At 41.5% G+C, this 25,961-nt stretch carries 18 protein-coding genes; 4 read left to right on the top strand and 14 right to left on the bottom strand.

The features are described from left to right. The first annotated feature begins 7 nt into the window (after nt 1-7). Entirely contained in the window at nt 8-1,111 is a 1,104-nt protein-coding gene (locus tag NSTCB13_RS15990; RefSeq protein ID WP_448272949.1) for a mevalonate kinase family protein, read from the top strand. Nucleotides 1,112-1,217: 106 nt separating this feature from the next. Continuing rightward, the gene (locus tag NSTCB13_RS15985; RefSeq protein ID WP_448265481.1) at nt 1,218-1,343 is read left to right on the top strand and encodes a hypothetical protein; all 126 of its coding nucleotides are present in this window, start codon (nt 1,218-1,220) and stop codon (nt 1,341-1,343) included. Here the strand turns inward: NSTCB13_RS15985 and NSTCB13_RS15980 are convergent. The 3 genes from NSTCB13_RS15980 to NSTCB13_RS15970 form a co-directional block, all read right to left on the bottom strand. Beyond that, nucleotides 1,323-1,997, bottom strand: coding sequence for a hypothetical protein (locus NSTCB13_RS15980; RefSeq protein WP_448265480.1), 675 nt, complete (start codon nt 1,995-1,997; stop codon nt 1,323-1,325). The genes NSTCB13_RS15985 and NSTCB13_RS15980 overlap by 21 nt on opposite strands. Before the next feature lie 563 nt (nt 1,998-2,560). Beyond that, nucleotides 2,561-3,553, bottom strand: a complete 993-nt coding sequence (locus tag NSTCB13_RS15975; protein WP_448265479.1) for a cyclase family protein — start codon at nt 3,551-3,553, stop codon at nt 2,561-2,563. Nucleotides 3,554-3,717: 164 nt separating this feature from the next. After that, nucleotides 3,718-4,170, bottom strand: coding sequence for an Hsp20/alpha crystallin family protein (locus NSTCB13_RS15970; RefSeq protein WP_448272947.1), 453 nt, complete (start codon nt 4,168-4,170; stop codon nt 3,718-3,720). A gap of 310 nt (nt 4,171-4,480) precedes the next feature. Here NSTCB13_RS15970 and NSTCB13_RS15965 point away from each other — a divergent pair, with 310 nt between their 5' ends. Beyond that, complete coding sequence (locus NSTCB13_RS15965) at nt 4,481-4,795, top strand: S-layer protein (protein ID WP_445627729.1); 315 nt, start codon at nt 4,481-4,483, stop codon at nt 4,793-4,795. Here the strand turns inward: NSTCB13_RS15965 and NSTCB13_RS15960 are convergent, their stop codons facing one another. The 4 genes from NSTCB13_RS15960 to ppsA form a co-directional block, all read right to left on the bottom strand. Further along, entirely contained in the window at nt 4,796-4,927 is a 132-nt protein-coding gene (locus tag NSTCB13_RS15960) for a hypothetical protein (protein ID WP_445627730.1), read from the bottom strand. It lies immediately after the preceding gene. Nucleotides 4,928-5,134: 207 nt separating this feature from the next. After that, complete coding sequence (locus tag NSTCB13_RS15955) at nt 5,135-6,154, bottom strand: aldo/keto reductase (protein WP_445627731.1); 1,020 nt, start codon at nt 6,152-6,154, stop codon at nt 5,135-5,137. A 34-nt stretch (nt 6,155-6,188) separates the two neighbouring features. Continuing rightward, nucleotides 6,189-6,566, bottom strand: coding sequence for a VOC family protein (locus NSTCB13_RS15950; protein ID WP_445627732.1), 378 nt, complete (start codon nt 6,564-6,566; stop codon nt 6,189-6,191). A gap of 312 nt (nt 6,567-6,878) precedes the next feature. Beyond that, nucleotides 6,879-9,491: a phosphoenolpyruvate synthase gene (gene ppsA / locus NSTCB13_RS15945; protein WP_448272945.1), complete on the bottom strand. Its 2,613-nt coding sequence runs from the start codon at nt 9,489-9,491 to the stop codon at nt 6,879-6,881. A 753-nt stretch (nt 9,492-10,244) separates the two neighbouring features. Here ppsA and NSTCB13_RS15940 point away from each other — a divergent pair. Further along, on the top strand, nt 10,245-11,018 hold the full coding sequence (locus tag NSTCB13_RS15940; protein WP_448272944.1) for an alanine--tRNA ligase-related protein: 774 nt from the start codon (nt 10,245-10,247) through the stop codon (nt 11,016-11,018). 287 nt (nt 11,019-11,305) lie between these two features. On the opposite strand, the gene NSTCB13_RS15935 is transcribed toward NSTCB13_RS15940, so the two are convergent. The 7 genes from NSTCB13_RS15935 to NSTCB13_RS15905 all read right to left on the bottom strand — a co-directional run bounded on the left by NSTCB13_RS15935 (nt 11,306) and on the right by NSTCB13_RS15905 (nt 25,902). After that, nucleotides 11,306-12,103, bottom strand: a complete 798-nt coding sequence (locus NSTCB13_RS15935) for a 2OG-Fe(II)-dependent halogenase WelO5 family protein (protein ID WP_448265474.1) — start codon at nt 12,101-12,103, stop codon at nt 11,306-11,308. A gap of 222 nt (nt 12,104-12,325) precedes the next feature. Further along, complete coding sequence (locus NSTCB13_RS15930; RefSeq protein ID WP_448272943.1) at nt 12,326-14,335, bottom strand: ABC transporter ATP-binding protein/permease; 2,010 nt, start codon at nt 14,333-14,335, stop codon at nt 12,326-12,328. A 105-nt stretch (nt 14,336-14,440) separates the two neighbouring features. After that, entirely contained in the window at nt 14,441-15,262 is an 822-nt protein-coding gene (gene proC, locus NSTCB13_RS15925) for a pyrroline-5-carboxylate reductase (RefSeq protein ID WP_448272942.1), read from the bottom strand. 31 nt (nt 15,263-15,293) lie between these two features. Continuing rightward, nucleotides 15,294-16,400 carry a zinc-binding dehydrogenase gene (locus NSTCB13_RS15920; protein WP_448272940.1) on the bottom strand — a complete coding sequence of 369 codons (1,107 nt, stop codon included), beginning with the start codon at nt 16,398-16,400 and terminating at the stop codon, nt 15,294-15,296. A 249-nt stretch (nt 16,401-16,649) separates the two neighbouring features. Then, nucleotides 16,650-17,036: a four helix bundle protein gene (locus tag NSTCB13_RS15915; protein WP_445627739.1), complete on the bottom strand. Its 387-nt coding sequence runs from the start codon at nt 17,034-17,036 to the stop codon at nt 16,650-16,652. 36 nt (nt 17,037-17,072) lie between these two features. Beyond that, nucleotides 17,073-17,867 carry a 2OG-Fe(II)-dependent halogenase WelO5 family protein gene (locus NSTCB13_RS15910; protein WP_445627740.1) on the bottom strand — a complete coding sequence of 265 codons (795 nt, stop codon included), beginning with the start codon at nt 17,865-17,867 and terminating at the stop codon, nt 17,073-17,075. Nucleotides 17,868-18,213: 346 nt separating this feature from the next. Next, nucleotides 18,214-25,902 carry an amino acid adenylation domain-containing protein gene (locus NSTCB13_RS15905; protein WP_448272939.1) on the bottom strand — a complete coding sequence of 2,563 codons (7,689 nt, stop codon included), beginning with the start codon at nt 25,900-25,902 and terminating at the stop codon, nt 18,214-18,216. Between the last annotated feature and the right edge of the window lie 59 nt (nt 25,903-25,961).

Raw genomic sequence — 25,961 nt, 5'->3', positions numbered from 1 at the left:
GCTTCAAATGAGAATTTTTGTTCCAGGGCGTCTTTGTTTGTTCGGAGAACACAGCGATTGGGCAGGAGAATATCGCAGTGTTAATCCTCTGCTCGAAAAGGGCTACACCTTAATTGTTGGTACTAATCAAGGAATTTATGCCGATGTCTTGCCTAATCCTAATGAGTTAATTATTCGTACTTCTCTCAATGATGGTAGGGGTTATGAACCTCTGAGATTACCTATGGAATCTAATACCCTGAAGTGCATAGCGGCAGAGGGCGGTTTTTTTAGTTATGCTGCTGGTACAGCATATCAAATTCTGACTCACTATGATGTTGGCGGACTTGAGGTTGATAATTATCTAACCGACTTACCCATCCAAAAGGGATTATCTTCGAGTGCTGCCTTTTGCGTTTTGATTGCAAGGGCTTTTAATCGTCTGTATGACTTGAAGATGACAATTCGTTCAGAAATGGAGTTTGCCTACTTGGGAGAAAGAACCACTCCTAGCCTTTGTGGTCGTATGGATCAGGCTTGTGCTTATGGAAATCGCCCAATATTGATGATATTTGATGGTGAAGAAATCGATCTGCTCTCCCTTCAAGTTAGTGAGGATTTGTTTCTTGTGATTGTCGATCTTGGCGGCAGCAAAAACACACAAGAAATACTACAAAAATTGAATCAGTGTTATCCTTTTGCTATTAATCCAATACAGCAAAATGTCCAAAAATATTTTGGTTATATTAGCTCTGAAATTACCCAGGCAGCAGTTGAAGCAATACAAAAAGCAGATGCCCAACTTCTTGGAGCTTTAATGACAAAAGCCCAAACAGAATTTGATCGGCACGTAGTTCCGGCTTGTCCTGAGCAATTAACTGCAAAAAAGCTGCATCTGCTTCTCGAACACGAGCCTCTTCAGCCTTATATCTTCGGAGGAAAAGGTGTGGGTTCTCAGGGCGATGGCACTGCACAACTGATCGCTAAAAATCAAGAGAGTCAAAGAAAAGCTATCGAAATTATTGAGCGTGATTTTCCTCAAATGCAAGCGTTACAGTTAACTATTTCAAGATTACCAGCTCCTATGATTGACTTAGCTGAGGACAAAAAGCAGTATAGGGATGTTTGTTAAAATACTACCAGTCCGCTAAATTAAAATTGTTGACTATGGGATTCTCATACCATTTTGGATTTTAAATTTTAGACTTCGGCTGCGCTCAGTCGAACGATTTTGGATTGTGAAACATCCAGACGAATTAGTTAAGAGCTTCTTAAAGCCAACTAAGCGATCGCCCATTCCATCCAATCTTGATGACCGAGAAGTAATTGACAAATGCCGATATTTACCGATTAGCTATGAATGATTCTTCACGAATAGTTGATGACACCAATGGCGGGCGCAGGCAAAGATAAGCAAGAGAACCAAGTAAGGGAACAAACACCACTGCTAAAAATACCTCGGTATTAGGGAAACGGCGACGAGCCATATCATCACCAACAACAGTAGGAAATAAAAGATAAAATAGGCAAAATGCCAAGCTCATGCCATTGATAAAGCGATCGCTCTGGAACTGCTGCACATAATCTCCCCAATCACCCAAGGCAAAACCATAGACAAGCAAGACAACTGTGCTGAAAGTTAAGACGATACCATAAATGCGAGAATCCAACAGATTCAAAAAAGTATCCTTTTGTCCAGAAAATTGTTGATTAGGTTCGCGCAAAGCCAAATACGGCAAAAGACCAAGTACACCCGAAGCCACTGATGCGATCGCAAAAGGCCAAAACCGAATCGATTGCATCCTGCCATCAATGAACAATAAACTACTGTAAATTAATAGCCAAATACCCACTAGAGAAAATAAAGACAGGATAATTGGATTAATAGTAGTCCATTGAAGAGTAAATATATTTTTCAACAGCGTTAGCGTTTCATCTAAGTGCAGAGGCGGTGCCAATAATAAAATATAGGCAATAAATCCAGCCCACAGTAACCAGAATGCAAGTTTAAGAGTCATAATCTTCATTTAGTTGCATAAAATTATTTCCAAGACACAATTAATTGAGTTTTATAGTGTCTTTATGTCGATCCTAGAAGTTTTTTGACATCCTCACCGAGCTAAAGGCGCGGTGATTCTGGAGTAATAAGTAATGAGTATATACCTATTTTTCATCCACTCATTACTCCAAAATCATTACTTTAAAGCATTGCGTGAAGCACAGGGTTTTAAACCTATTTTTCTGATAAAGCAGCTAGGATTTAACTAATTGATAGTTAAATCCTGACTGCATTGTAAATTATGAATCCTCTGCTCGTTGTCGCTCAATGGGTAGAGCTTCTACAGTTGAAAAAGGTAACATAGTTGCTCAAGTCCAATTTATTACCAATCACGTTTGAAAATAGATCGCTCTCCACACTCCACGAGCAACATCCACAACCTCGGCATAATAGACTTCTTGGCATTTGTCGGGAAAAGGGGAAAGGGGAAAAAGGTACTGCAAAAGTCCCTTTCCCCTTTAACCTTTACCCTTTTCCCCCTCTTGCAAAAAGCACTTTTGCAAGAGGTCTAATTGCTTCATCTCACCGTACCCGTACACCCAATTTTGTATCCCAATGCAGGGGTTTATCTGCTTTTTGCAGGGGAGACTCCGGCATTTGACCTACTGAAACGCCGTATTTCCAATTTGGCGGACAGATAGCAATGTAACGTGCATAACCTCCTAAACCACCTTTGAATTTGGGATACCCAATAGAGATTAACGCGCCTGTTTCTGGCACCCGATCTAGATTTGTAACACCCTCTGCTTGGGTATATCCATTTTTCAACAGCCAAGCTTCCCCTTCGAGTGTTGGGGTGCTGTCTGTATCAAGGGGTTCGTGTCCGTGGAAAAGAATTTTGCGCTCAAGGTGCAGAAACTTTAAAGCTTCTAGCTTCACCCCAGGAAACTTAGTTCTTGTAGCTAGTTCGGGGTTTGGCCATGATGAAGACCAGTCAGAGCGAACAAACACAACTGAGCCTTGAGGAATTTTGCCATATTTGCGTTCCCAATCCTGAATATCTTTGACACTCAAATGGTAATTGGGGTCTTTGGCAACTTTATCCTGGATCGGAATTATTACTAGAGGACGAACAGCAAAGGTCGCTGGCAACTCATCGATAGCTGGATAATCAGGGTTCCAGTGAGCAGGTGGATCTAATTGGGTTCCTAGCTGATCGGTGGATAAATCGTAATGAGTTGCTTCAAACCCATCCTTTTGGTAAGTGTATGGCTCACTCGTTTTTGGGTTGATGGCAGGCGCAAACTTTGATGAACCAAAACCTGACCATACAGGAATTGAAGGAGCGATTGTATGAGTCAAGTCAACATATTTGGCGTTTTTGAGCGACTGCTGATAAACTTGCCACAGATGAGGCTCACGTCTGGGTTGTACCGCGTTTACAGACACCAAACCAACACCAAACAGAACTATTAAACAAACAATTCCCCAGAAAGTTTTTTGAAATGGTTGACGCAAAAATCTATCTAGTTTTTGCAAGGTATGTGTTTGGTTACATTGCGGCAGTATTGTCATTTGTGAAAGCTTATTATTTTTGAAAGCTCTAATTGTTTTACCACAAATTGCTACATTGTTTATTCTGTAACTCTTTTGCAATACAAAAAAGCCCAGTCATCTCATAACTGGGCTTTTAGCATCTCAATCAATTATTGTCGGTAGAGTAGTTGCATTACAACCAATTAGGTAGTAGGAAGTTCAAGATTAACTTTGACAACTTTGTTCTTTTCTTGCTCGGACTTGGGTAGTGTCAAATTCAAAATACCGTCTTTATAATCTGCGGTGACATTGGTATTTTGAATCCGAGCAGATAGAGGAATTACACGTTGGAATTTACCATAGTAGAATTCGCTCTTGGTAGTGCCATTGTTTTCGGTTTGAGTTTGGGACTTGCGCTCACCGAAGACGCGAACAGCATCTTGGGTCACTTGAATATCTAAGTCTTTAGCTTCCAGTCCTGGCAGTTCTAACTTGAGATGAATAGCATCATCAGTTTCTTGTAGTTCAGCAGCAGGAACTTTGATAAAGCCTTTTTCAAACCGTGCAGATGGGACTCTGGTATCTCCAAGTAAGCCATTGATGTGACTTAAGTGAGCGTTCAATTCTTGCCAGGGGTTGTAACGAATTAGTGCCATAACTCTTTCTCGCAAAAATCCATCTCTTGTTTAACTTTTTTTGCACTTGCCTTTGTGCTTATGTATTTATAATAAGTATGGTTATAAGTCCTGTAAATTCGGTTAGTATCATCCAGTAATTGATGATTACCGCACCAAATTAAGCAGTAAAAAAAATTACGAGAACTAGCTATTGCTTCGGCATCGTCTCCCAAGCCAAATTTTTATTTAAGTACCGCTAACACTTCATCTGGGCAAAATTATTCTAGTTCCTGGACTGCTGTCTGCAAACTAAGATAGGGTTAAATGCCATCTCTAGAAAACTCAAGTTATGAAGTACAAAATTTTAGCTACACTCGTAGTACTAGCGACTACTAGCTTTGTTACTCCTGCTAAATCTCAAGAACCTGTAACTGAAGTTCCAGCAACATCAAATCAAGTTGTGAATGCTTGTGTTCAAAATCAAGCCCAAACTTTACCAAATCCTTTTACTGATGTTCCATCAGACCATTGGGCTTTCAAAGCAGTTATGACCATGCACTATTGTGGTGCATTTCGCCAAGCTACACCACCAACAATTTTAAAAAAACTCCAACCCACTCAACGTCAACAACAACCACAGCAAGAACAACGGTTTGAAAAATAATTACCTATCAACTGTTGCCCGTTTCTGTTGCTCGATCGGGAATGAGTAATTTGTGCGTCCATCGTGGTTATGTTCCGCAAAGAGTTTAATCAAGCGATCGCTAGAAATATTTATTGCGTAGCTTTCGCTCAAGGCTCTGCTTAGAATCAGACAGTCTCTTTTGAGGCTAAATTTCCCAAAATTTAGAACTCAGTACCAACCAACCTATCGCAGACGGTATCCGCTTCTCTACTCTCTACCTCTAATTTAGTTATAAAACTTCCTCAACCGGATTAGAACAAGCAAATAGAGAGCGATCGCACCAAGCTCACTGCCTTGATGCGATCGCAACTGGGAATTTTATTGTGGAATGCGTTCAGCTCCGAACTTGCGCTGATGCCAGTAAGGATAAATTGGCGCGATCGCGCTAACCTGATTGAGCCGATTTACTTCCTCTGATGTTAGCTCCCACTGAGCAGCACCAAGGTTGTCTCGAAGTTGTTGTTCATTCCGCGCTCCGATAATAACCGATGTAATACCAGACTGACGTAACAGCCAGTTGAGTGCGACTTGAGCAACACTGACACCACGGTTATTAGCCACTTCGTGCAGAACTTCCACAATGTCGTATCCCTTTTCCAGGTCACTGACAGTGCCAATATCACCGATTTTTGCTCGTCGCGTTCCTTCTGGTTCCGACTGACCACGACGATACTTACCTGAGAGGAAACCAAAAGCAAGCGGACTCCACACCAAGATACCCACACCTCGATCTAAACTTAGAGGAATTAGTTCAAATTCCAACTCTCGCGCCACAAGCGAGTAATAAACTTGTTGTGACACATAGTGCTCCAAGTTCAAACGCTCTGATACAGACAGCGCCTTCATTAAATGCCAAGCTGAATAATTAGAGCAGCCAATGTAGCGAACTTTGCCACTACGTATAAGTGAATCTAAGGCGCGAAGCGTTTCTTCTAGTGGAGTCAGAGCATCGAAACCATGAACTTGATAGAGGTCGATGTAATCTGTGTTTAATCGTCGTAGGCTGTCCTCACAGGCTCGAATCAGATGATAACGTGACAATCCAGTATCATTTGCTCCTTTTCCCATACGACCATAAGCCTTAGTTGCAATAATTACATCAGAACGACGCTTTCCGAGAGCTTTACCAAGAATCTCCTCAGAAAGTCCATTCGAGTAAACATCTGCTGTGTCAAAGATGTTGACACCTGCATCAAGGCAAATATCAATCAGATGTCGCGCCTCGTCTACCTGAGTCGCTCCAATTTCTTGGAAGAAGTCGCTACCACCGAATGTCATTGTACCGAAACTGAGAACCGAAATCTTAAGACCGGACTTTCCTAAAAATCGCGTTTCCATCACTCTAATTCCCCGATTTAGGTGTAAATCCAAGCTAAGACTGCGGATTTTGCCTAAGCCCTAACAAATTTCCGTCAAGATCCTTGAAAGTGGATAATTGCACTCCATGACCGACATCTGTAATTGGCCCAACTGAGACTCCTTTTTCAGTCAGGCTTTGACGAGCAGTAACTATATCATTGACAACAAAGGTACTGACAGTATTACCTGGTTCAACTGAGTTACTCAAGTTCAATCCGATTGCAAAGCGTGGAATATCAGGAAAACTAAACTGTCTCCAGCTAGGTGTGTCATATTTTTCTTCAGGAACTAACCCAAGCTTGGACTTGTACCACTCGGCACTAGCTTCGAGATTAGTAACGTCTAGTTTAGTAACAAAACTATATTCACCAAAAGTGTTTTTCAATGTCATATTCTACTGTGCTAATCCAGAACTTTTGTAGTAGAGCTATTATAAGCTTTTTAGTAAAATATACTCCAAGCTTACCAATTAATAGTAGTTTGGTTTTGCTCGTGTACTTTTACTCTAAAAGCCGCGCTTTTACGTCTAGGCACTCCAACAAAAGTTCAACCACAGTGAGCTTTTGTCCACTATTGGAATTATAAAGCGCATAACTTCATACAGCTTCAAGGGGGAAAGAGTTTAAATTCCTTACCATGAATTCCCTTTCCCCTTTCCCCAGCCCTCACAAGCGCATTTTTGGGTTGGCAGACTACTAGTATATTAACTGAGGATTTCTATATAGCCATCCGTTCCATTCACCCGAATTCTCTGTCCGTCATCGATCAGTTTGGTAGCATTATCCACTCCAACAACTGCACTTATGCCATATTCACGTGCGATAACTGCTCCATGTGTCATTAGTCCACCAACTTCGGTGACTAGTCCTTTTATAGATACAAACAATGGTGTCCAGCTAGGGTCAGTAAAGGAGGTGACTAATATATCTCCATCTTCTAGATCGGCATCTTCCATGTTTAAGATGACACGCGCTCGTCCCTCTATAACTCCAGAAGAAACAGGTAGACCGATAATAGCTTCGGCAGGGAGATTTTCTCGTTTGTACCGACCTGCAATAATTTCACCGTCAGATGTAATAACACGTGGGGGAGTTAGTTTTTCATATAATTTGTACTCGTCTTTTCGTTTGCCGATAATCTGGTAATCAAGTTTATTTGTGCGTACAACTTCGCGGAGTTCTTGAAAAGTGAGATAGTATATATCTTCTTTTTCATTAATAATGTTGGTTTGTACGAGTTGTTCCGCTTCTTTGAGTAAAGCCTGCTTATAAACGAAGTAGCGGTTAACTATGCCGTATTTTGGATATTCGCGATAACCGATGAAATTCCGAATTAGGCGGATCATTCGTTTTGTTTCTTCGGACTTTTGTTCGCCATCCGGTAATTGCTTCAATCGCTCTAATAACTCTTGTTCTTTCTTTAAAGCTGACCGTTGCCCTTGCTCAAATTTACGCTCGCTTTCACCAGGCTCAAAATTTTTGATGTTACTGAGAATCATCGGAACAAGTGTGGTTGGGTTTTCGCTCCAACGAGTTCTCGTAAGATCGATTTCTCCAACACATCGCATTCCGTATTTGTGAAGAAAAGTAGCGATCGCGTTCTGGGCTTCCTGTCCACCCTCAAGCTTCACCAATTCACCTAGAAAGTTATCCTCTTTTACCTGTTGCAAATACTCAATGACTTCCGGGTAAGGACGAATCGCATCCGCAACATCCAATAGTGCCAGACCCATTTCCGACGTAATATTGTTGGGTGCTGATTGAGAAAGTGTATCCGCTGCGTTTTTTTCGCCTAACCACTCGTTCATTTTTTCATTGATCCAGGAGGAAGCATTCATCCCAGTCATAAGCACACCAAAACTCTGTGAATCAGCGTTGGTCTTCTTTAATTGCTGGATATCTTCCAGGATAAAATCAAACAGATCCGCTCCTGATTTTGTTTGGATGGTTTGTTTTAACGCATCGATCGAGGTTTGACTCTGTTGAATCAAATCAGCAACAATCGCCGGATCGTAGTCGTTTAGGGTTTGAAAATCCGCAGGCGATCGACCTTTACCGCTTTTGCCGGAACTCTGCTCGTCGGGTAACGATTTTATAAAATCTCCCCGCTCTAGGATGGTTGTAAGTGCGTCTTTCATGAGCGGATCGGATTTTCCCAATGTGACGTTTAATACCGTTTCTCTGCTGACAGGTGAAGCCAGCGTCGCTGTAACATCAACAAACAACCTTCCACCAGCAGTGTGCATGGGTGCATGGGTCATTAACAGGAAAAAAGACAATCCCAATGGTTTCATGGCATCGGTCATCATTTGGTTGTGACCGACAGATACATAGACGTGATTTTCGCGATCGCTTGTTTCAGGAATGGGATATAAAGTCGTGATGGGGCGACTCTGGACAATATGAAATGTGTCATCAACCAAACACCATTCGATGTCCTGGGGGCAGCCGAAATGTGCTTCAATCTTCCTACCGATGCGCTCAAGCTGTACAATCTGCTCGTCTGTCAGTGCTTGTCTATTCTGCCGTTCAGGTTCAATTTCCTGTTCTTTCGTACCGCCATCTTTTAAGGCGTAAATAGCTAGCTTCTTGGTAGATATCTTCTTATCAATAATCTTGCCGTTACACACTTTATAGTTATCAGCATTCACAAGCCCGGATACCATAGCCTCACCAAGTCCGAAGCCCGCATCAATGGATAACACCTTCCGATTAGAAGTGACGGGATCGGCAGTAAACAGAATTCCTGCTACCTGGGGAAAGACCATCTTCTGAACAACCACAGACAGGTGGACTTGACGGTGGTCGAAGCCGTTTTGGAGGCGGTAAATTATTGCTCTCTCGGTAAATAGCGATGCCCAGCACTTACTGATCTGCTTTAAAATTGCTTCCTTCCCGATAATGTTCAAATACGTATCCTGCTGGCCTGCAAAGGAGGCTGTCGGTAAATCCTCAGCAGTTGCGCTGGATCTTACTGCATAGGCGTTTTTTTCTCCAAGCCTGGAGAGGTGGTGGGCGATCTCTTCATTAATGTCTTGAGGAATGGCTATCCCTTCGATGAAAGAGCGAATCTCACCGCTAAGTTCGCCGATTTTGTCCCGGTCTTCCACCAATAGATGCGATAACTGTTCGAGTAATTCGTTAATCGACGACGTTTCCCCAATGATTCTTTTAAAAGCTTCAGTAGAAATACAAAAGCCATCTGGTACGGAGATTCCTTCAATCTTGCAAAGTTCTCCCAGGTTGGCACCTTTACCCCCAACAAAGGTGAGTTTTGTTTTGTCTATATTTTGAAAACCAAGCACAAATGAACTCATCAGTTTTCCTCCTTGGGCAATTCATACTTTGGTAATATGGTTGCCATACCTTGCGGTTCATTGATGTATTTACCACTATGTAAGGGGCTGTATGTCTCGTTGTAAAAATACAGGCTCTGAGGATTTTTGAAAAGTATTTTTGGTAACATCTAAGTCTCAGAAACCTAACCCCCCTAGCCCCCCTTCCCTACAAGGGAATGGGGGTTTCAAAGCCTCTCTCCGCTTGCCTAACGGCAGGCTGACGCCAACGGGGAGAGGAATGGAAGTGGGGTTTATAGTATACTTTGTGACTTTTCAAACAACCTCTAAGGATTTTTGGCAATAAACTGCATCATCTGTCGATCGGGTTCACCCCGGAAAAATTCTTTCAGGCTGTCTTCAGCCCCTCAATTGCCTCTGCTGGGATAGCTGTCTTGATTGCTTTCAGTATCTCAGTATCCTGTATGTTTGGAGACAATAAAGAAAATTCTTTCAGATGCACCGGATTATCTTTAATTCTAAGCGACAATACTTAATTTAACGTGAGTTCGACAAGCCCTTTTTTGACCTCTCCCCCAACCCCTCTCCATGTTGGAGAGGAAAGCCAAAACCCTAATTTCTCGTTGCTCCTCCCTTGCCCGTGGGAGAGGTTCATCGAACTCACGTTAATTTACATAACTTTTGGGCTTAACTGAACCATATTACAGTATAGGTTGCTTATTTCACCCCCTTATTCAGAGTAATATATCTTCTGAACAAACTCCAGTCTTCAAGATGGATGAGGTTTATAATCGGGATCAAAGTCAAGTTGAAAGATTTTCTATGTCCACAGTACTTGCTTATCTTGAAGATACCTATAAATTTACTTATCAGGCTCGCGTTGAGTATATTGCTAATGATGAGCGGGGTGATTATTGTGTACTCGATAGTACTGTGTTTTATCCACAGGGTGGTGGTCAGCCTTCAGATATAGGCACAATTGAAGCCAGAGGAGTTCAAATTCCCATCACTTTCGTAAGCTTTGTAGATGAAGAAGTTCGTCATTATGGAGATTTTTCATCTATATCTTTAGAAAAAGGTGAAGAAGTAATTTTATATGTTGATCAAACCCGTCGTATGCAAAATGCTAAAGCTCATACGGCTGGACATCTCATGTACACAATAGTCGAATCCCTTGATAAAAATCTCATCGCAGTCAAAGGATATCATTTTCCGGATGGTTCTTATGTAGAGTTTCAAGGAAGCCCTTCATTTGAAAATACTGAAAAATTTATTGCTGAAGTTAATACAAAAATTAGTGAAGCTTTAGATGAAGCTAGCAATGTAGAAGCTTCACTGATTACATCAGAAGAATTGGCAGTGCGTTGGTCTAATATACCCAATAACCTACCTCCAGGAAAACCTTTAAGAGTAGTAACAATTGCCAATCTTCATCCAACTCCATGTGGTGGAACTCATTTAAAATCACTTAATGAACTAAAAAGTGTAGTAGTTACTAAAGCCAAACGTCAAAAAGGAAATCTAAAAATTAGTTATAAATTCGAGTAAATTTATGCTTTTTTAATCTGAAGTTACTTTCAAACAAAAAATGCTGATATTTATGCAGAGCCTGAGGCAGTCCGGTTAGTCCAGCAGGGAGGGTTTCCTTTTGTAGGTGACTGGCGTTAACGAGCTTGCGGGCGATCGCTAATTTTACTTATAATATCGTGTCCGCTTAAAAACTTATCATTAAGACCGCTCTAGGGGCAGAGGGGAGGAGTTTTTAGGCTTTCTGCATAGAGAAAGGGAATCATAACTAATTAGCCGGACATGATATTATAAGTTCTAATTTGTCTTTACGACCAAAAAACTAAATCACCTCCCGGCATTTTTCCAATAAAAGAGTTAATTGTTATACGTTCTCCCATGCCTGGCAAGACTTCATGAAAATTACGGCTGTTGAAGATGACCAAATCTCCTGTGAGTGGAATATTATGTTTTACTTCTGAGGTAGCTATTAAGGAACGATCGTAGCCATAGGAACCAGGAGTTTTATATTTTTCATCTTCAGGCTGCCACTGTCGGTTATAGACTTTGCAAACACCTCCTTGACTAGGCGCTTTGACATAGAGATTCCATACTAATTGCGAGGTAATATTTCCTATTACCCAATCTGGAGCATCTAACCCTGCAAAGTCTATGTGTAGCAAGGCAACATTAATCTGACGTATCAATCCAGCGAAGTAATATCCATAAGCTTCATTTTCGTAAGCAATTTGTACTTGACTAGAGACATTCTGCCGGAGAATTGTTGTCAAACGTTTTAGCGGGTCAAAAGATAAGGAAGTTACCTGATTATAAGTTTTGTTAGCTTTTTCAACCGCATCAAAATATCCCCTTTTATCCTTTTTTATATATTCAAATTGGGTAATTCCAATTCTTCCTATTGGTGGTTCCACATTTTTATAAAAATTAAATCCAACTTTTTCAATTGCCAAAGCTAATTTGTGACATTCTTCAGATGAAGCAAATTTAGAAATGCGAATTGATGGAATTTCATTTCTCAGCAATGCTTGGAAATTTTGCTGATTCATTTCACAGTCATTTAAGGTTTGCCACTTTGTTGCTCTTAGCATGGTAACTTTCTCACTCATAATTTCTGGTAAATTAAGTTGTTGTCAAAACAGGAAATGATGGAAATAAAGATAAAATCAAAGTTAGTTTTTTATTTGGTCTTTAAGCTGTCAAACCCACATTCGACAGGTGCGATCGCAATCAGCCAAAAAAGGGAGTGTCACTTTATCCCCACACTATAAGCAGGGGAGAAAAAGTCTTAGTAAAGCCTATCAATTAGATAATTTATTCTTTTGACTTCGTTAAACTCTCACCCATTTCAACACTTTAGGATCTTTGTCATAGCGATAGGTTAAGCCATCCCTAGTAGTGATAGACTCCCCTTTGCTTGCCTTACTTCTAATAGTGGAAACGGAATAGTTCGTTAATGCATTCATTTCTTTATGAGAAAACCTTTCGCTTGTACTGATTTCTAATTGTGGTTCATTATTAGGTAAAATATCTGTTGTGTTCTCAGCATTTTCAGAAGTATTAGTGACAATTTCTCTTGCTTTTTGCAGTCGATAATCCTGCACGGTTACAAGTTGCCAACTGGAATCTTGTGAGAGTTCTAAAACCCATTGATGATAATTAAATAGACTTTCTCGATGTCCAACACTAATAAATGTTGTTTTTGTCTCTTGTAGCTGTTGATATAAACTCCCTTCATTTCTTAAATCTAAAGCACTCGTTGCCTCATCTAAGATAGTGAAGCTAGGATGAGTAACTAATAGTCGAGCAAATGCCAAACGTTGTTGTTCTCCCAAAGATAATATGTTTTCCCAAGGAACTTCAGTATCAAAACCTTCAACTCGACTGAGCAAGTTTTGCAGGTTTACTTGTTGCAAAATATCTTTGAGTTCTGCATCGGTCATCTGACGATTTGTATTAGGATAAAGTAATTGTTCGCGCAAAGTTCCTAAGATAATGTAAGGACGTTGGGGTAAGAATAAGACATCTTGTAGCGGAGGACGCACCAGACGACCAGTTCCCGCATTCCACAAACCTGCGATCGCTCTCAATAAAGAACTTTTACCTCGACCACTTGGCCCGACAATTAATAAACCTTCTCCAGACTGAACGTTTAATGACAAGTCTTCGACGATCACCTGTTCATAGTTAGGTGTTTGTAATGTCACATGCTCAAAAGCAAATTGCTTCTCTTCTATTGTTTTAATAGTACTGACATTTTCGGGTTGTTTAGTTACTTCTTCTAAGGCATCTGAAAACTCAGATAAACGCTCAACATAACTAGAAAATCGCCCAGAAACACTAAATTCTCGAATTAATTCTTCTAAAGCACCAGCAAACATATAGCAAGCTGTAGTAGCTTGTCCAACTTGTCCGAAATCAATTTCACCTTTAATATATAAAGGTGCGAGTACTACGAGTGCGATCAGTTCGATAACAGCCCGATATCCTCTGTTAAAAATTTCCTTACTTCTCTCCCAATCAATCTTTTGTTTAATCTCTTTGACCAAAATACTAAATCGGCGTTGAACTATATTTAGTTCCTGTTCTTCTCCTCGGAAAAAAGCTATCGACTCGGCGTGATTGCGAACATGAGTTAAACAATAGCTATAATCAGCTTTAGCCTCAAGTTCTGCCTGATTAATCTTAATTAATTCTTGATTTAAGTAAATAGCAATAAAGTTGCCTACAATTGTATAGATAATTAGCGCAATAGCTATCTGTTGCGAAATTGTCCAGACAACTATTAAAAAGGTTATCATTTCCAGTACTTTTTCTAGGAAAGTGGCTGAAAAACTGAGGGCATTACCAGTAACTGGTTCAATCTCTTGAGATAAACGTTGATCTGGATTATCAATATCTGATTGAAAATTAATTTTATAATAAGCACGTTTGTTTAAATATTTATTTAAAACATGATTATTGAGCCATTGATACCAATCAAGAGAAATTTGTTTTCTTACAAATTTAGTCAGTCCTACTAGAAGCGTTATTAATACAAGTCCAACAGCATAAAAAGCTATAGTATAACTAAATTTAGAAGAATCCTTCTCTTGAATAATAACATCGATTAAATAACGATGAATAAAACTATTAAAAGTAGTTACACCGACAAGAGTGAAGATGAGAAATATTAGGAGAATCAGCATTCCCCAGGCACGAATAACATCTGAAAAAGCTCTTTCTCCTGGCTTGTTTGGGTACCAATAAGGGCCAGCGATCGCTTTTACATTTTCCCAAAATCGAATAAAGTCTGTAAAAACATTTGTTGCGGGTTTAGCTTGAATAACTTGGGTTGACATATTTGATAAATAAACTGGAATTTCTGAAAAGTATATTTCATAGTTTTTAGTGTTGAATAATCAGTAATAATTACCGAATCAAGAATACCATTCACCACTACTTATTCAAATCATATTGCCTAACTGTTGAGTGCGGCTCAAAGCAGTAAGCACTGCATTAGAGATGACAGTTCGCATCCCACCTTTTTCTAACTCGTAAAGACCAGCAGCAGTCACTCCCCCAGGACTCGTTACCTTGTTGCGTAAGACTGCTGGATGTTCATCAGTCTGAAACATTAGTTCTACACTCCCAGCAATCGTATGCAATGTGAGTTCTTGGGCTTGTGCGCGAGTTAAACCCATCTGTACCCCAGCATCAATCATCGCTTCGATGTACAGAAAGATAAACCCAGTGCCGGCGCTACTCAACGCCGTTGCCATATCTAGATAATGTTCATTTTGGGTAGTAAATTCTTTGCCTAATGCTTGTAAAATGACTTGCGTATGCGATCGCTGTATTTCTGTCACACTTGGTGATGCGCTCCACACCGTAGTCCCATGACCAACTTGTACAGCAATATTCGGCATTGTACGAACAACAGCAGGATGATTCAACCCTTCGCACAGAGATGCAATACCTACTCCACCCACAATACTAATTACTAAAACATCAGGTGAAATTTTATCCTTCAGCATAGCCATAACAGAGGTTAAAACCTGCGGCTTTACAGCCAATATCACAATCGATACGCCTTGTATAGCTTCTATATTGGAGGTTGTAGTACGTACTCCATATTCCCTTTCTAAATACAGGCATCGCGTAGAAAGTGGGTCACTGACTATAACTAAATCGGGTTGTTGAATGGTTTTTGTCGATAACAATCTACTAATTATCATTTCGCCCATCGTGCCACCGCCGATAAAGGCAATTTTTAAATCTTTGAGCATATCTTTCTCCTTATTTTATATGTTGTTGGTATCAATATAGATTAGGTTTAATTACAGCTTTTAATACAGAACCTTGTTCTACGTCCGCCAGAGCTTGATTAATTTCTGCTAGTGTGTATGAACGACTAATTATGCTCTCCCAAGCAATATTTTTTCTGGGATCGCTATGACGTTTTAGTAATTCAATCATTCTGTAAAAATGGCTGAAATCAATTCCCCAAGTTCCGCGAATATCAATATGTTTGAGATTAATTTCTAAGTGGGGATTGATGAGAATTTCACCCGTATTTGTGTAATGCCCGACAACCACATAACGACCGCCATTTCTCGTCATATTCAAACCCTCTTTGACAGCAATGGGAATGCCTGTGGCTTCAATAGTGACATCAGCACCATGTCCGTGTGTCAATTCCAAAACCCGCTCAATATGTTGTTGTGGGTCGTTAGCATTAATTACCAGGGTTTCATCTACACCGAAAGATTTGGCAACTACTAAGCGACTTTCATATTTATCAATGACAATTACTTTACCTGCACCTGAGAGTAAAGCCAGAATTGCCGCACTCAAACCTACAGGCCCGCAACCCTGTACCACGACAATATCACCAATTTGAATTTGCGCTCGATCGATAGCGTGTAGTGCAGTTGGTAAAGCACATCCCCCAGCAATGAATTGCTTTGGCGAGACTTCTTCAGGTAAAGTGAGAACTTTCACCCCTGGTTTGAGGTAAATCAATTCAGACCAACCACCCAGTAATCCATCTTTGGCTGAGTAGGTGACACCATAAACCTTGCGTTGTGGACAGCGAGTGGATGATTTGGCTACTAGACAATACCAGCAGTTGTAACAGGTTTCGTGGACATCGAGAAAAGTAGCGATCGCTCCAGGCTTAATTAATCTACCATTAACATCACTAACCTCTCCACCTGTTTCCACCACACGACCGACTGAAAAGTGACCGGGGATAATTGGATACGGTACTCCTTCTAAATGCCCACGCAGTAAATGTACATCTGTTCCACAAACTTCAGAATATATGGTTTCAATAATGATTCCACCCTTTTCTAAAATAGGGTTTGGTAATTGTTGGATTGTAACTGGCTCATTAGGCGCAGTCATCACAGCTGCATTGGGCATGAATCATTACCTCACTTTGGGCAGGGGGCAGGCAGGGGGCAGGGGGCAGGGGGCAGGGGGCAGGGAGCAGGGGGCAGGGAGCAGGGGGCAGGGGGCAGGTTTTTTTGATTAGACAAATTTTTGGGATTTTAAAACCAAAACCATTGTCTGAGAACTTAAAACTACGTTCAATAATTGAGAACATTCTCAACTATTTATCGAAAGCCTAAAAGCCTGCCCTTGAAAGGCAGGGGGCAGGGGGATTAGAAATTAGCGTTTTATGAGCCAGGGTGATGGATTGTTGATCATGGTTACTAGAATGCCTAAAACTTGGTTTAATCTTCCATATAGTTCTCTGCCTGTATCAACGTCTAAATAACCACATTTCACAGCAAATTTAAGCCAAGTCTGAGTTTCTGCTGCTTCAGCCTCTGAATCATTCAATTTTGCAATAAAAGCAGCCTCATAGCGGCGTTTTCTCCATGCCTCGGCCAAGTTGGCACAAACTGACCGTGATGACCTACGAATTTGGTCAATCAATGAATACCTTTCTTCTACGGGAAACTTCTTAGATAATTCAAAAATTTTCATCGCTACATCAAACGCCATTTTGTATACTTCTAAATCTTCATGACTTTTGATTGGTTCTTTCTCCATTCCCTCTGCTCCCTGCCCCCTGCTCCCTTGCCTCTTTTAAGACCAGAAAATAATTTCACCGTTAGGAAGTAAGCCAATCATGGAAGTGAAAGCTACACGCTGTCCATGCATCGGCTCAACATAGTGAAAGTTGGTTGTATTAAAAAGCAGTACATCTCCTACGTAAGGTTGGAAAGCGATCGCATCTGCATCCGCAATTACTCGATCGCTATATCCGTAGGAATCGAGTTTATATTGCTCATCGCTTGGTTGCCAACGGCGATCGTAAATACAAGTTTTACCTTGATTGTTGTCAGATAATTTCAAATACAAAGTCCAAGAAAGTTGAGCAGTAATTGTACAAACTTCCCATTCAGATTGCTCTATTGGCGCAAAATCAATATGAATTTGGGTTCCATGCTCTATTTTTCTGATCAGTCCTGCATAATAGCTACCGTAATCTGGTTCAGAAGCAATTCGTGCATTCACGCCACACTCTCGAAATTTTTCGATGATGCGCTCCAATGGATTGAAGGAGGCTGCAAAAATGGAGTCTCTTAATTTAGTTGCCCGTTCTACTTCTTTAAAATAATTTCCTTTACTAATGCTGTTATATTCAAACACTGTGATGCCAACTTTTTCAATTTTAGGAGTGACATCTTGATAAGCGTTAAAGCTAAGTGATTGAGATTGAGCATATAACATCTCACACTCTTCAGGTGTGGCAAATTCTTTCAACCGAATCAGAGGTATTCGGTGTTCGAGGAGCATTTTTAAAGTTTCTGTAGTTAAGGGATACTCTTGTTTTTTATCCCACAGTGTCGATTTAATCTGATTAGAAGCAGCAGTCATAATAAAATTCCTTACATTTAAATTTCAAATTTCGGTTTTGGTGAAAAATCAATACGCTTGGGTTAAAGGTTATTGGCGTCGAAAATTGGTCTTTCAGACGCGATGAATCGCGTCTCTACATGAGTTACAAATCTCAATTGATATTCATACTCAACAACGCCATATTTGCTTTAAAACTTCCAAAAAATAAATTATCTAATTTACTCAGATAATATATTTCTCTTTCCCCCTGCCCCCCAATACGGTTCGGTTAAAGGGGAAAGGGTAAAGGGGAAAGGGGAATAAAAAACCTTTAACCGCAAACCCATTTCCCTTTTCCCCAAACCCTATTTTGAATTCAAAATGCTTATCCGAACCGTATTGCCCTGCCCCCTGCTCCCTGCCCCCTGCCCCCTTGCCTATATAAGGCTTGCTGAATGCAATCTTTCAATTGTTCGGCTAAGACTTGGACGTGGGGTTCTGCCATCATAGTAATATGATTGCCTGGAACAAAATGGATATCTACTGGTTCGCAAGAATACTCACTCCAGCCCCAGGTCGAATCTTGGGAAATCTCAGAAAACTTGCTAGTCAACCGTTCCGGGGGAGTCTCGCTGGCACGTAAAAGTGTAATTCGATCGGTATAAATCTGTTGTGGTACATAATTAATTAGGGATAGAGAGTTTGCTTTTAAAGCTTGCACCATGTTTTTCAACTGCGTAATTTCAGCGTTAGGAGGGAGCATATTCACCATTTTTAAATGCTGTAAAACGTATTTTAGTTGCTCCTTTTCAGATAGCGATCGCAGGGTATCGTAAGAAATATCCATGTTGGTTGATAGAGAAACTTCTACTGCTTTGATCGACTCAATTAACCACCGAGCATGATCCCAATCAAGACGCTCAATCCGTGCTTGTTTGTCTTTAGAAGTTGGTGCTGACATATCAAGTATGACGACTAAAGCAACCTCATGTCCCCGATCGAGCAACTGAGTTGCCATTTCAAAAGCTACTATACTTCCTAAAGAATGTCCTCCTAAAAAGTATGGCCCTTGCGGCTGGACGGTTTGCATTGCTTGGATATAATGGCTAGCCATATCCTGAATTCGGGTTTCTGGCTCTACATCTAGATTGTTTGCTTGAAAACTGTATAATGGTTGCTCATCTCCTAAATAACGCCCTAAGTGATATAAGTAGAAAGGTTCGCCCCCAGCGCCAGGAATGCAGAAGAAAGGTAACTTTGAACCGTTTGGCTGAATTGGTACTAGACAAGACGAATTTGAATAATTCGAGTCTATTTGCAAAATTGTCGCTAACTGTTCAATAGTTGGGTTTTGGAAAAGGCTTGTTAAACTCACATCTTTACCAAACTGCTGCTTAATTTGAGTTATTAAGTAGGGGGCTAAAAGAGAATGACCACCTAAGTCAAAAAAGTTATCTTGTACTCCTACTTTGTCAACTTTCAGAATTTTTGACCAGATTTGCACCAGTTGCAGTTCTAATTGGTTACGGGGTTCGACAAATGTATCTAGGTTATTAATGTTAGAAGGTGTAGGCAAAGCACGGCGGTCTACCTTACCGTTGGGTGTCAGGGGCAAGCTATCTAGGAAGACAAAACTAGAAGGCATCATATACTGTGGTAGCTTAGTGGAGAGGAAGCGCCGGATTTCACTAATGGTAGGTGTTGAATCCTGATTGGGAATAATGTAAGCCACTAAGCGTTCTTCATGGGCAATTACAACAGTCTGATGTACAAATGGATGTTGTGCTAATACTGTCTCAATTTCTCCAGGTTCAATGCGTATGCCGCGAATCTTGACTTGACGATCGAGGCGACCGAGAATTTCGAGAGTGCCATCTGGAAGATAGCGACCGCGATCGCCTGTATAATACAGCAAATCTTGGTCATCATTGCGAAAATGGTTTTTAACAAACCGAGAGCGCATTTCTTCTAGGGCGTTAATGTAGCCCAAACTGCGAAATGGTGTCCGCAAAACAATCTCACCCGCTTCCCCAATACCACACAATTGGCGATTTGCACCTAAAACTAAAGCTTGAGTTTCCGGAAGTGTCCGTCCTACTGGCTGTACCCCTGGTGTGGGTTTACTAGGTACTTGGTAATAACATTTCGCCAAAGTTGTCTCTGTCGGCCCATACAGATTAACGATTTCACCTGCTTGGGGGAAAGCATCTCGCCATTGCAGTACAAGTGTCTCCTTCAAAGGTTCTCCGGCGAAGAATAACCAGCGTAAGTTATGCAGAGAAACTTCTTTTGGCACATTAGCCAGCCATGATTGCGCTAAGGAAGGAACTGTGTGCAGAACAGAAATCTGTTCGCGTTCCAAGTAGCGCAAAATTTTCGTTGGTTCTAACTTATCTTCTTGTGCTGGTAGACACAAGGTTGCACCACTGGTCAAAGATAAGAAAATATCTCTGAGAACGACATCAAAGGAAAGTCCTGTTAATTGGGCAATGCGGTCTTTTTGATTAATTCCAAAGGTTTGTCTTTGCCAATTGAGAAAATGCGCCATCCCTTTGTGACACCCCAACACTCCTTTAGGAACGCCAGTAGTACCAGAAGTAAAGAAAATATAGGCTGCATCATTAGCAGATATTTCCGGCAGAAGTATTGTATGACTGCTTTCTTGGCGATAATTTATAGCTACTGCTGTGTCTGGATTTATACAGATAACAGTTAAAGACTGCCATATTTCCTGGTCTTTTGGGTATTGACTATCGACATACAATATGCATTTAGCTTTAGCTTCCTGAAGCATTAGCCGTTGGCGTTGACTAGGAAGTTGCGGATCGATGGTTAGCAGCACTCCTCCACTCAAGAGAACAGCGATCGCACTGGCAATCAATCCAAAACTTGATGTCCCGTACACCGCTACGACATCTCCCCGTTCGATTCCGTGACTTAGTATCACCCTAGCTAAATCTTGAGAGCTTTTGCCTAATTCTCTATAGTTCCAAGTGCGAGATCCTTGACGCACTGCTGGCTGTTCTGGGGTGCTATTTACCCAAAAAGTAAACGTTGTTGTAACTAATTCGTATTCTGGTTGTGGTATGGCTGTTGTGGGATCTGGTAGTAAAAATCGGGTTTGTGGTGTGACAAGAGAATAAGAGGCGATCGCACTATCAGGTTCAGCCACAATTTGATTCAGCAAATGATGGAATTGTTGCACCATTTCCACCATTCGTTCTGAAGTAAATAGGTCAGCATTATATAGTAGTTGCAGAGTTATTCCTTGTTCGTATTCTGCAACATACAAGCTTAAGTCAAACTTGGAAGCCGCTTCTGACATCGATATAGGTTCTACAGACAACCCAAAAAGTTCTAGTTGGGTGTTTGCCAAATTCTGTAAATTAAACCATACCTGAAAAATTGGGTTATGGCTGAGATTTCGTTCTGGCTGCAACGCTTCCACCAACATTTCAAAAGGCAAATCTTGATGAGAGTATGCTCCCAAAGCCACTTCTCGCACCCGTGATAATAGCTGCCTAAAACTGGGATTACCATCCAAGCGGGTACGCAACACCAGGGTATTGACAAAAAAGCCAATTAACCCCTCAATTTCTGCACGATTACGGTTAGCGATCGGCGTACCTATACAGATATCATCCTGCCCACTATAGCGCCATAGCAATATTTGGAATGCTGCTAACAGCGTCATAAACAAGGTGACACTTTCTTTTTGACTCAATTGTTTGAGCGCAATACTTAGTTCTTTTGAGAGTGCCAACTCTTGATATGCGCCGTGGTAAGTTTGTACAGCTCCTCTGGGACGGTCAGTAGGTAGCGACAATAAAGTTGGTGCATTGGCTAGTTGTTGTTGCCAATAACTCAGTTGGCTTTGCAGTACATCCCCTTGCAACCAGTTTCGCTGCCAAATTGCAAAATCTGCGTACTGAATCGATAGTGGTGCTAAAGGTGATATTTGATCTTGAGAATAAGCATTGTACAGAGCTACTAATTCCTGGACAAACACACCCATTGACCAGCCATCACAAACAATGTGATGTATGAATACTAACAAAGCGTGTTCTGTTTCGGACAGCACAACTAATGTTGCTCTAACCAATGGTTCATTTGCTAAGTCAAAAGCTTGAATAGCTTGTTTTTGCACTAATTGCTGCAAAGCAATTTCTTTTTCACTTACTTCGGCTTCGCTCAGTACAAGTGTGGATAAATGCTTCAAATCAACAATAGATACTGTCCAAGGTGTAGATGTTAGTTGGCTCAGAAGAAGCTCGCTGCCCCCTGCTCCCTGCCCCCTGCTCCCTGCCTGTTCCCTAATAATTTGTATTGGTTGTCCATCAACGGTAATAAAGTTAGTACGTAATGCTTCGTGGCGATAAATAATTTCTTGTAAGCTTTTTTCTAAAGCTGCTTGATTAAGAGTTCCTACTAAACGCAAAGTTAGGGGTATGTTATAAGTGCCACCTAGAGACTGTAACTGGTCTAAAAACCACAAACGCTGTTGAGCATAAGACAGTGGTAATTGTGTATTTTTTGTCCTTGGTAAGATGGGTGGTGTAGAAAATTCTAAGTCCTGTTGCTGCAATTGCTCAAGCGATCGCGCTAATTCGGCAATTGTTGCTTTGGCAAATAACTCACGCAATGGTAGTTCCACTTTGAAAATGTTACGGATACGTGAAAGCAATTGCGTTGCTAGTAATGAATGTCCCCCAACTTCAAAGAAGTTATCATGTATGCCCACTTGCTCTAGTTTCAGCACTTGTGTCCAAATTTGTGCCAGCATTTCCTCAATGGGTGTGCGTGGGGCGACATATTTGCCTTTTTGTTCGCTGTGTAAATCTGGTGCTGGTAGGGCGCGGCGGTCTACTTTACCGTTGGGAGTTAGTGGCAGGGACTCCAGCACTACAAAAGCATTTGGAACCATGTACTCTGGGAGTTTTGCTTTCAGGAATTGCCGCAGTTGGTTGATTGTGGGTGTACTTCGACTTACCTCGGCTCCGGCTCCATCGAGCGAAGTCGAGATGCTCGGCACGAGTCGCTCAGTACAAGTCACGTCTTTTTGCGGCACTATGTATGCGACTAGGCGCTTCTCTCCTGAGATATCTTCACGAGCGATCGCACAACAAGTCTGCACATCACCATGTTGGCTCAGTGCTGTTTCAATTTCTCCTAATTCAATGCGGAAGCCACGGACTTTTACCTGATTGTCAATGCGCCCTAAGTATTCAATGTCACCATTCGGTAAATAGCGTGCTAAATCCCCAGTTTTATAAAGGCGCTCAGAATTAGAAGATTGGTCTTCTGTTTCCCCTCTGCTCCCCTGCCCCTCGGTCACTGAGCGTAGTCGAAGTGCTGCTCCCCTGCCTCTTTGAAAGGGATTGGAGATAAATTTCTCTTGTGTCAACTCAGGACGGTTGAGGTAGCCTCTTGCTAATCCCACACCCCCAATGTGTAACTCTCCAGGCACACCAATGGGAACTGGTTGCAAATTTTCATCTAAAATGTAGACTTGCGTATTGGCGATCGCCTTACCAATAGATATTTTCTCATCTTCAGGAGTGCATTTGGCAATAGTCGCACAGACACTAGCTTCCGTTGGCCCGTAAGCGTTGAAGAAGTTTCTGCCAACAGACCACTGCTTGATTAATTCAAGAGGACAAGCTTCTCCGGCGACAATTATTGTTTGCAGTGTCGGCAGTTCCTCCACAGGCATAACTGCTAACGCCGATGGTGGTAGGGTGATATGGGTAATGCAATGCTTACGTAATTGCTTAATTAATGGTTCTCCTGGCAATAGAGAGTCTTTAGTTCCTAGATAAAGCGTTCCACCTGAAAACAGAGCCATCAAAATTTCTGAGATGCTTGCATCAAAACTGAAGGAGGCAAACTGGAGAACGCGACTAGAACAAGTCAAGCCAAAAGTTATTTTCTGAGCTTGAGCTAAGTTGCACAATCCCTGATGCTCAACCATCACACCTTTGGGTCTACCTGTAGATCCTGAAGTGTAAATCAAATTAGCTAGATGAAAAGCTTTGACTCCACTGCTTGGATTATCTTGATTGTTTTGGGCAATTTCTGACCAAGCTTCATCTAAAAAGACAACTTGTGCTTGATTTGGAGGAAGTTTGTCAATCAGTTGTTGTTGAGTTAACAGCACCGAAACAGTAGCATCTTCTAGCATGAAGCGCAAACGCTCAGGCGGATACTCTGGATCTAGTGGTAAGTATGCTCCACCTGCCTTGAGAATACCCAGTAGTCCAACTACCATTTCTAAAGAACGCTCCACACAAATGCCCACCAGCGTGTCTGGTTTGACACCCAATGAGTGCAAGTAATGAGCTAACTGATTAGCACGACAATTCAACTGATGGTAGGTGAGTTGTTGATTGTCAAACACTACCGCTACAGCATCGGGTGTACGTTCTACCTGTTCTTCAAACAACTGATGAATACATTTATCTTGGGGATAATCTACTTGAGTATTGTTCCATTCAACGAGTAACTGCTGTTGCTCAGATTTTGTCAGCAGAGGCAATTGTGCAATTCGCTCTTGAGGATTAGCAACAATTCCTTCAAGTAATGTTACAAAATGCCCACTCATTCGCTCGATTGTGCGCTCATCAAACAAATCAGCGTTGTACTGCCACATACCCACCAATCCAGTGCTTGTACTGAGCGTAGTCGAAGTGCTTGTATTCTGCATTGATAAAGTTAAATCAAACTTGGCAGTTGCACCTTCTACTGGTAAAGAACTGATAGTTAAGCCAGCAAGTTCTACTTCAGATATGGGTGCATTCTGGAGGACAAACATCACCTGAAACAGTGGTGTATGGCTGAGGTTTCGTTGTGGCTGTAATGCTTTGACCAACTCCTCAAAGGGTAAATCTGGATGGGCATAAGCTTCCAGTGTCATTTGCCGCACTCGACTGAGCAATTGCCCAAAACTGGGGTTGCCTGACAAATCGGTACGTAATACTAAAGTATTGACAAAAAAGCCAATTAACCCTTCAAGTTCTAAGCGATCGCGGTTAGCAATTGGCGTACCTACTACAATATCATCGGAGCCTGTATAGCGATAAAGCAAGGTAGCATAAGCACAGAACAGCGTCATGAATAGGGAAGCTCCCTCTTGCCTACTGAAATTGGCGATCGCTTGACTCAGTTCGCTTGATAATTCTAGATATTGGACTGCGCCCCGGTAAGTTTGAATGGCTGGTCTGGGTCTATCTGTGGGTAATTCTAGTAAGGTAGGAGCGTTTTTGAGTTGTTGCTTCCAGTAGTCAAGCTGCGTTTGCAGTACTTCTTTTTGCAACCATTGCCGTTGCCAAATCGCAAAGTCGGCATACTGAATTGGTAGCTCAGGTAGCTTGGGCGACAAGTTATTGCAGATGGCTGAATAGATGGTTGCTAACTCACGCATCAATATACCTGTTGACCAACCATCCACTATGATGTGGTGGACTGTTAGCACAAAAGCGTGTTCTAGCTCTTTGAGTTTCACCACACAAGCTCGGATTAAAGGAGAGCTAGCAAGGTCAAAAGGTCGAGCAAGTTCAGTCGTGGCTAATTTTTGGCAAGCGATCGCTCTTTCACTTTCCGGTAAATCTGTTAAATCTACTACTGGCACACTTAAGGTTAAGCTGTCAGCAATAATCTGGACTGGGCGATCGTTGATGGTGCGGAAGTTGGTACGTAAAACTTCGTGACGAGCAATAATTGTGTTGAGGCTTTGCTCTAGCGCCACAACGTTCAACTGACCGTGAAGTTTTATCGCTGTTTGTTCGTTGTAGAAGGGGTTATCTGGTTCTAACTGGTTTAATAACCAGAGTCGTTCTTGGGCAAAAGATAGAGGTAAGTTCTGAGGGCGATCGGCTTTGACGAGGGGTAAATCTGTGTCGGGGTTCGCATTTTTCTCTTGCAATAACAAGATAAGTTTTGCTTTATGGTTAGCTAATAAGTCACGAGTTTCTAGCGTCAATACGCCCTTTGGAGCATTGGCACGCAGCTGCTCACCTTCAACCCACAACTTCACACCCTGTTTAGTAAGATTAGCTAACAATTGCTCGACGTTCACAGAAACATTACCTCCACTCGGTTAATTCGTCATTCGTCATTCGTCATTCGTAATTGAAT

It is taken from the genome of Nostoc sp. DSM 114160, assembly GCF_053470305.1.
This window is presented reverse-complemented; position numbering and strand designations above follow the sequence as displayed.

Coding starts and splice junctions, on each gene's coding strand:
- NSTCB13_RS15990 (WP_448272949.1), top strand. CDS start 8: ATGAGAATTTTTGTTCCAGGGCGTCTTTGTTTGTTCGGAGAACACAGC.
- NSTCB13_RS15980 (WP_448265480.1), bottom strand. CDS start 1,997: ATGACTCTTAAACTTGCATTCTGGTTACTGTGGGCTGGATTTATTGCC.
- NSTCB13_RS15975 (WP_448265479.1), bottom strand. CDS start 3,553: ATGACAATACTGCCGCAATGTAACCAAACACATACCTTGCAAAAACTA.
- NSTCB13_RS15970 (WP_448272947.1), bottom strand. CDS start 4,170: ATGGCACTAATTCGTTACAACCCCTGGCAAGAATTGAACGCTCACTTA.
- NSTCB13_RS15965 (WP_445627729.1), top strand. CDS start 4,481: ATGAAGTACAAAATTTTAGCTACACTCGTAGTACTAGCGACTACTAGC.
- NSTCB13_RS15955 (WP_445627731.1), bottom strand. CDS start 6,154: ATGGAAACGCGATTTTTAGGAAAGTCCGGTCTTAAGATTTCGGTTCTC.
- NSTCB13_RS15950 (WP_445627732.1), bottom strand. CDS start 6,566: ATGACATTGAAAAACACTTTTGGTGAATATAGTTTTGTTACTAAACTA.
- ppsA (WP_448272945.1), bottom strand. CDS start 9,491: ATGAGTTCATTTGTGCTTGGTTTTCAAAATATAGACAAAACAAAACTC.
- NSTCB13_RS15940 (WP_448272944.1), top strand. CDS start 10,245: ATGGATGAGGTTTATAATCGGGATCAAAGTCAAGTTGAAAGATTTTCT.
- NSTCB13_RS15935 (WP_448265474.1), bottom strand. CDS start 12,103: ATGAGTGAGAAAGTTACCATGCTAAGAGCAACAAAGTGGCAAACCTTA.
- NSTCB13_RS15930 (WP_448272943.1), bottom strand. CDS start 14,335: ATGTCAACCCAAGTTATTCAAGCTAAACCCGCAACAAATGTTTTTACA.
- proC (WP_448272942.1), bottom strand. CDS start 15,262: ATGCTCAAAGATTTAAAAATTGCCTTTATCGGCGGTGGCACGATGGGC.
- NSTCB13_RS15920 (WP_448272940.1), bottom strand. CDS start 16,400: ATGCCCAATGCAGCTGTGATGACTGCGCCTAATGAGCCAGTTACAATC.
- NSTCB13_RS15915 (WP_445627739.1), bottom strand. CDS start 17,036: ATGGAGAAAGAACCAATCAAAAGTCATGAAGATTTAGAAGTATACAAA.
- NSTCB13_RS15910 (WP_445627740.1), bottom strand. CDS start 17,867: ATGACTGCTGCTTCTAATCAGATTAAATCGACACTGTGGGATAAAAAA.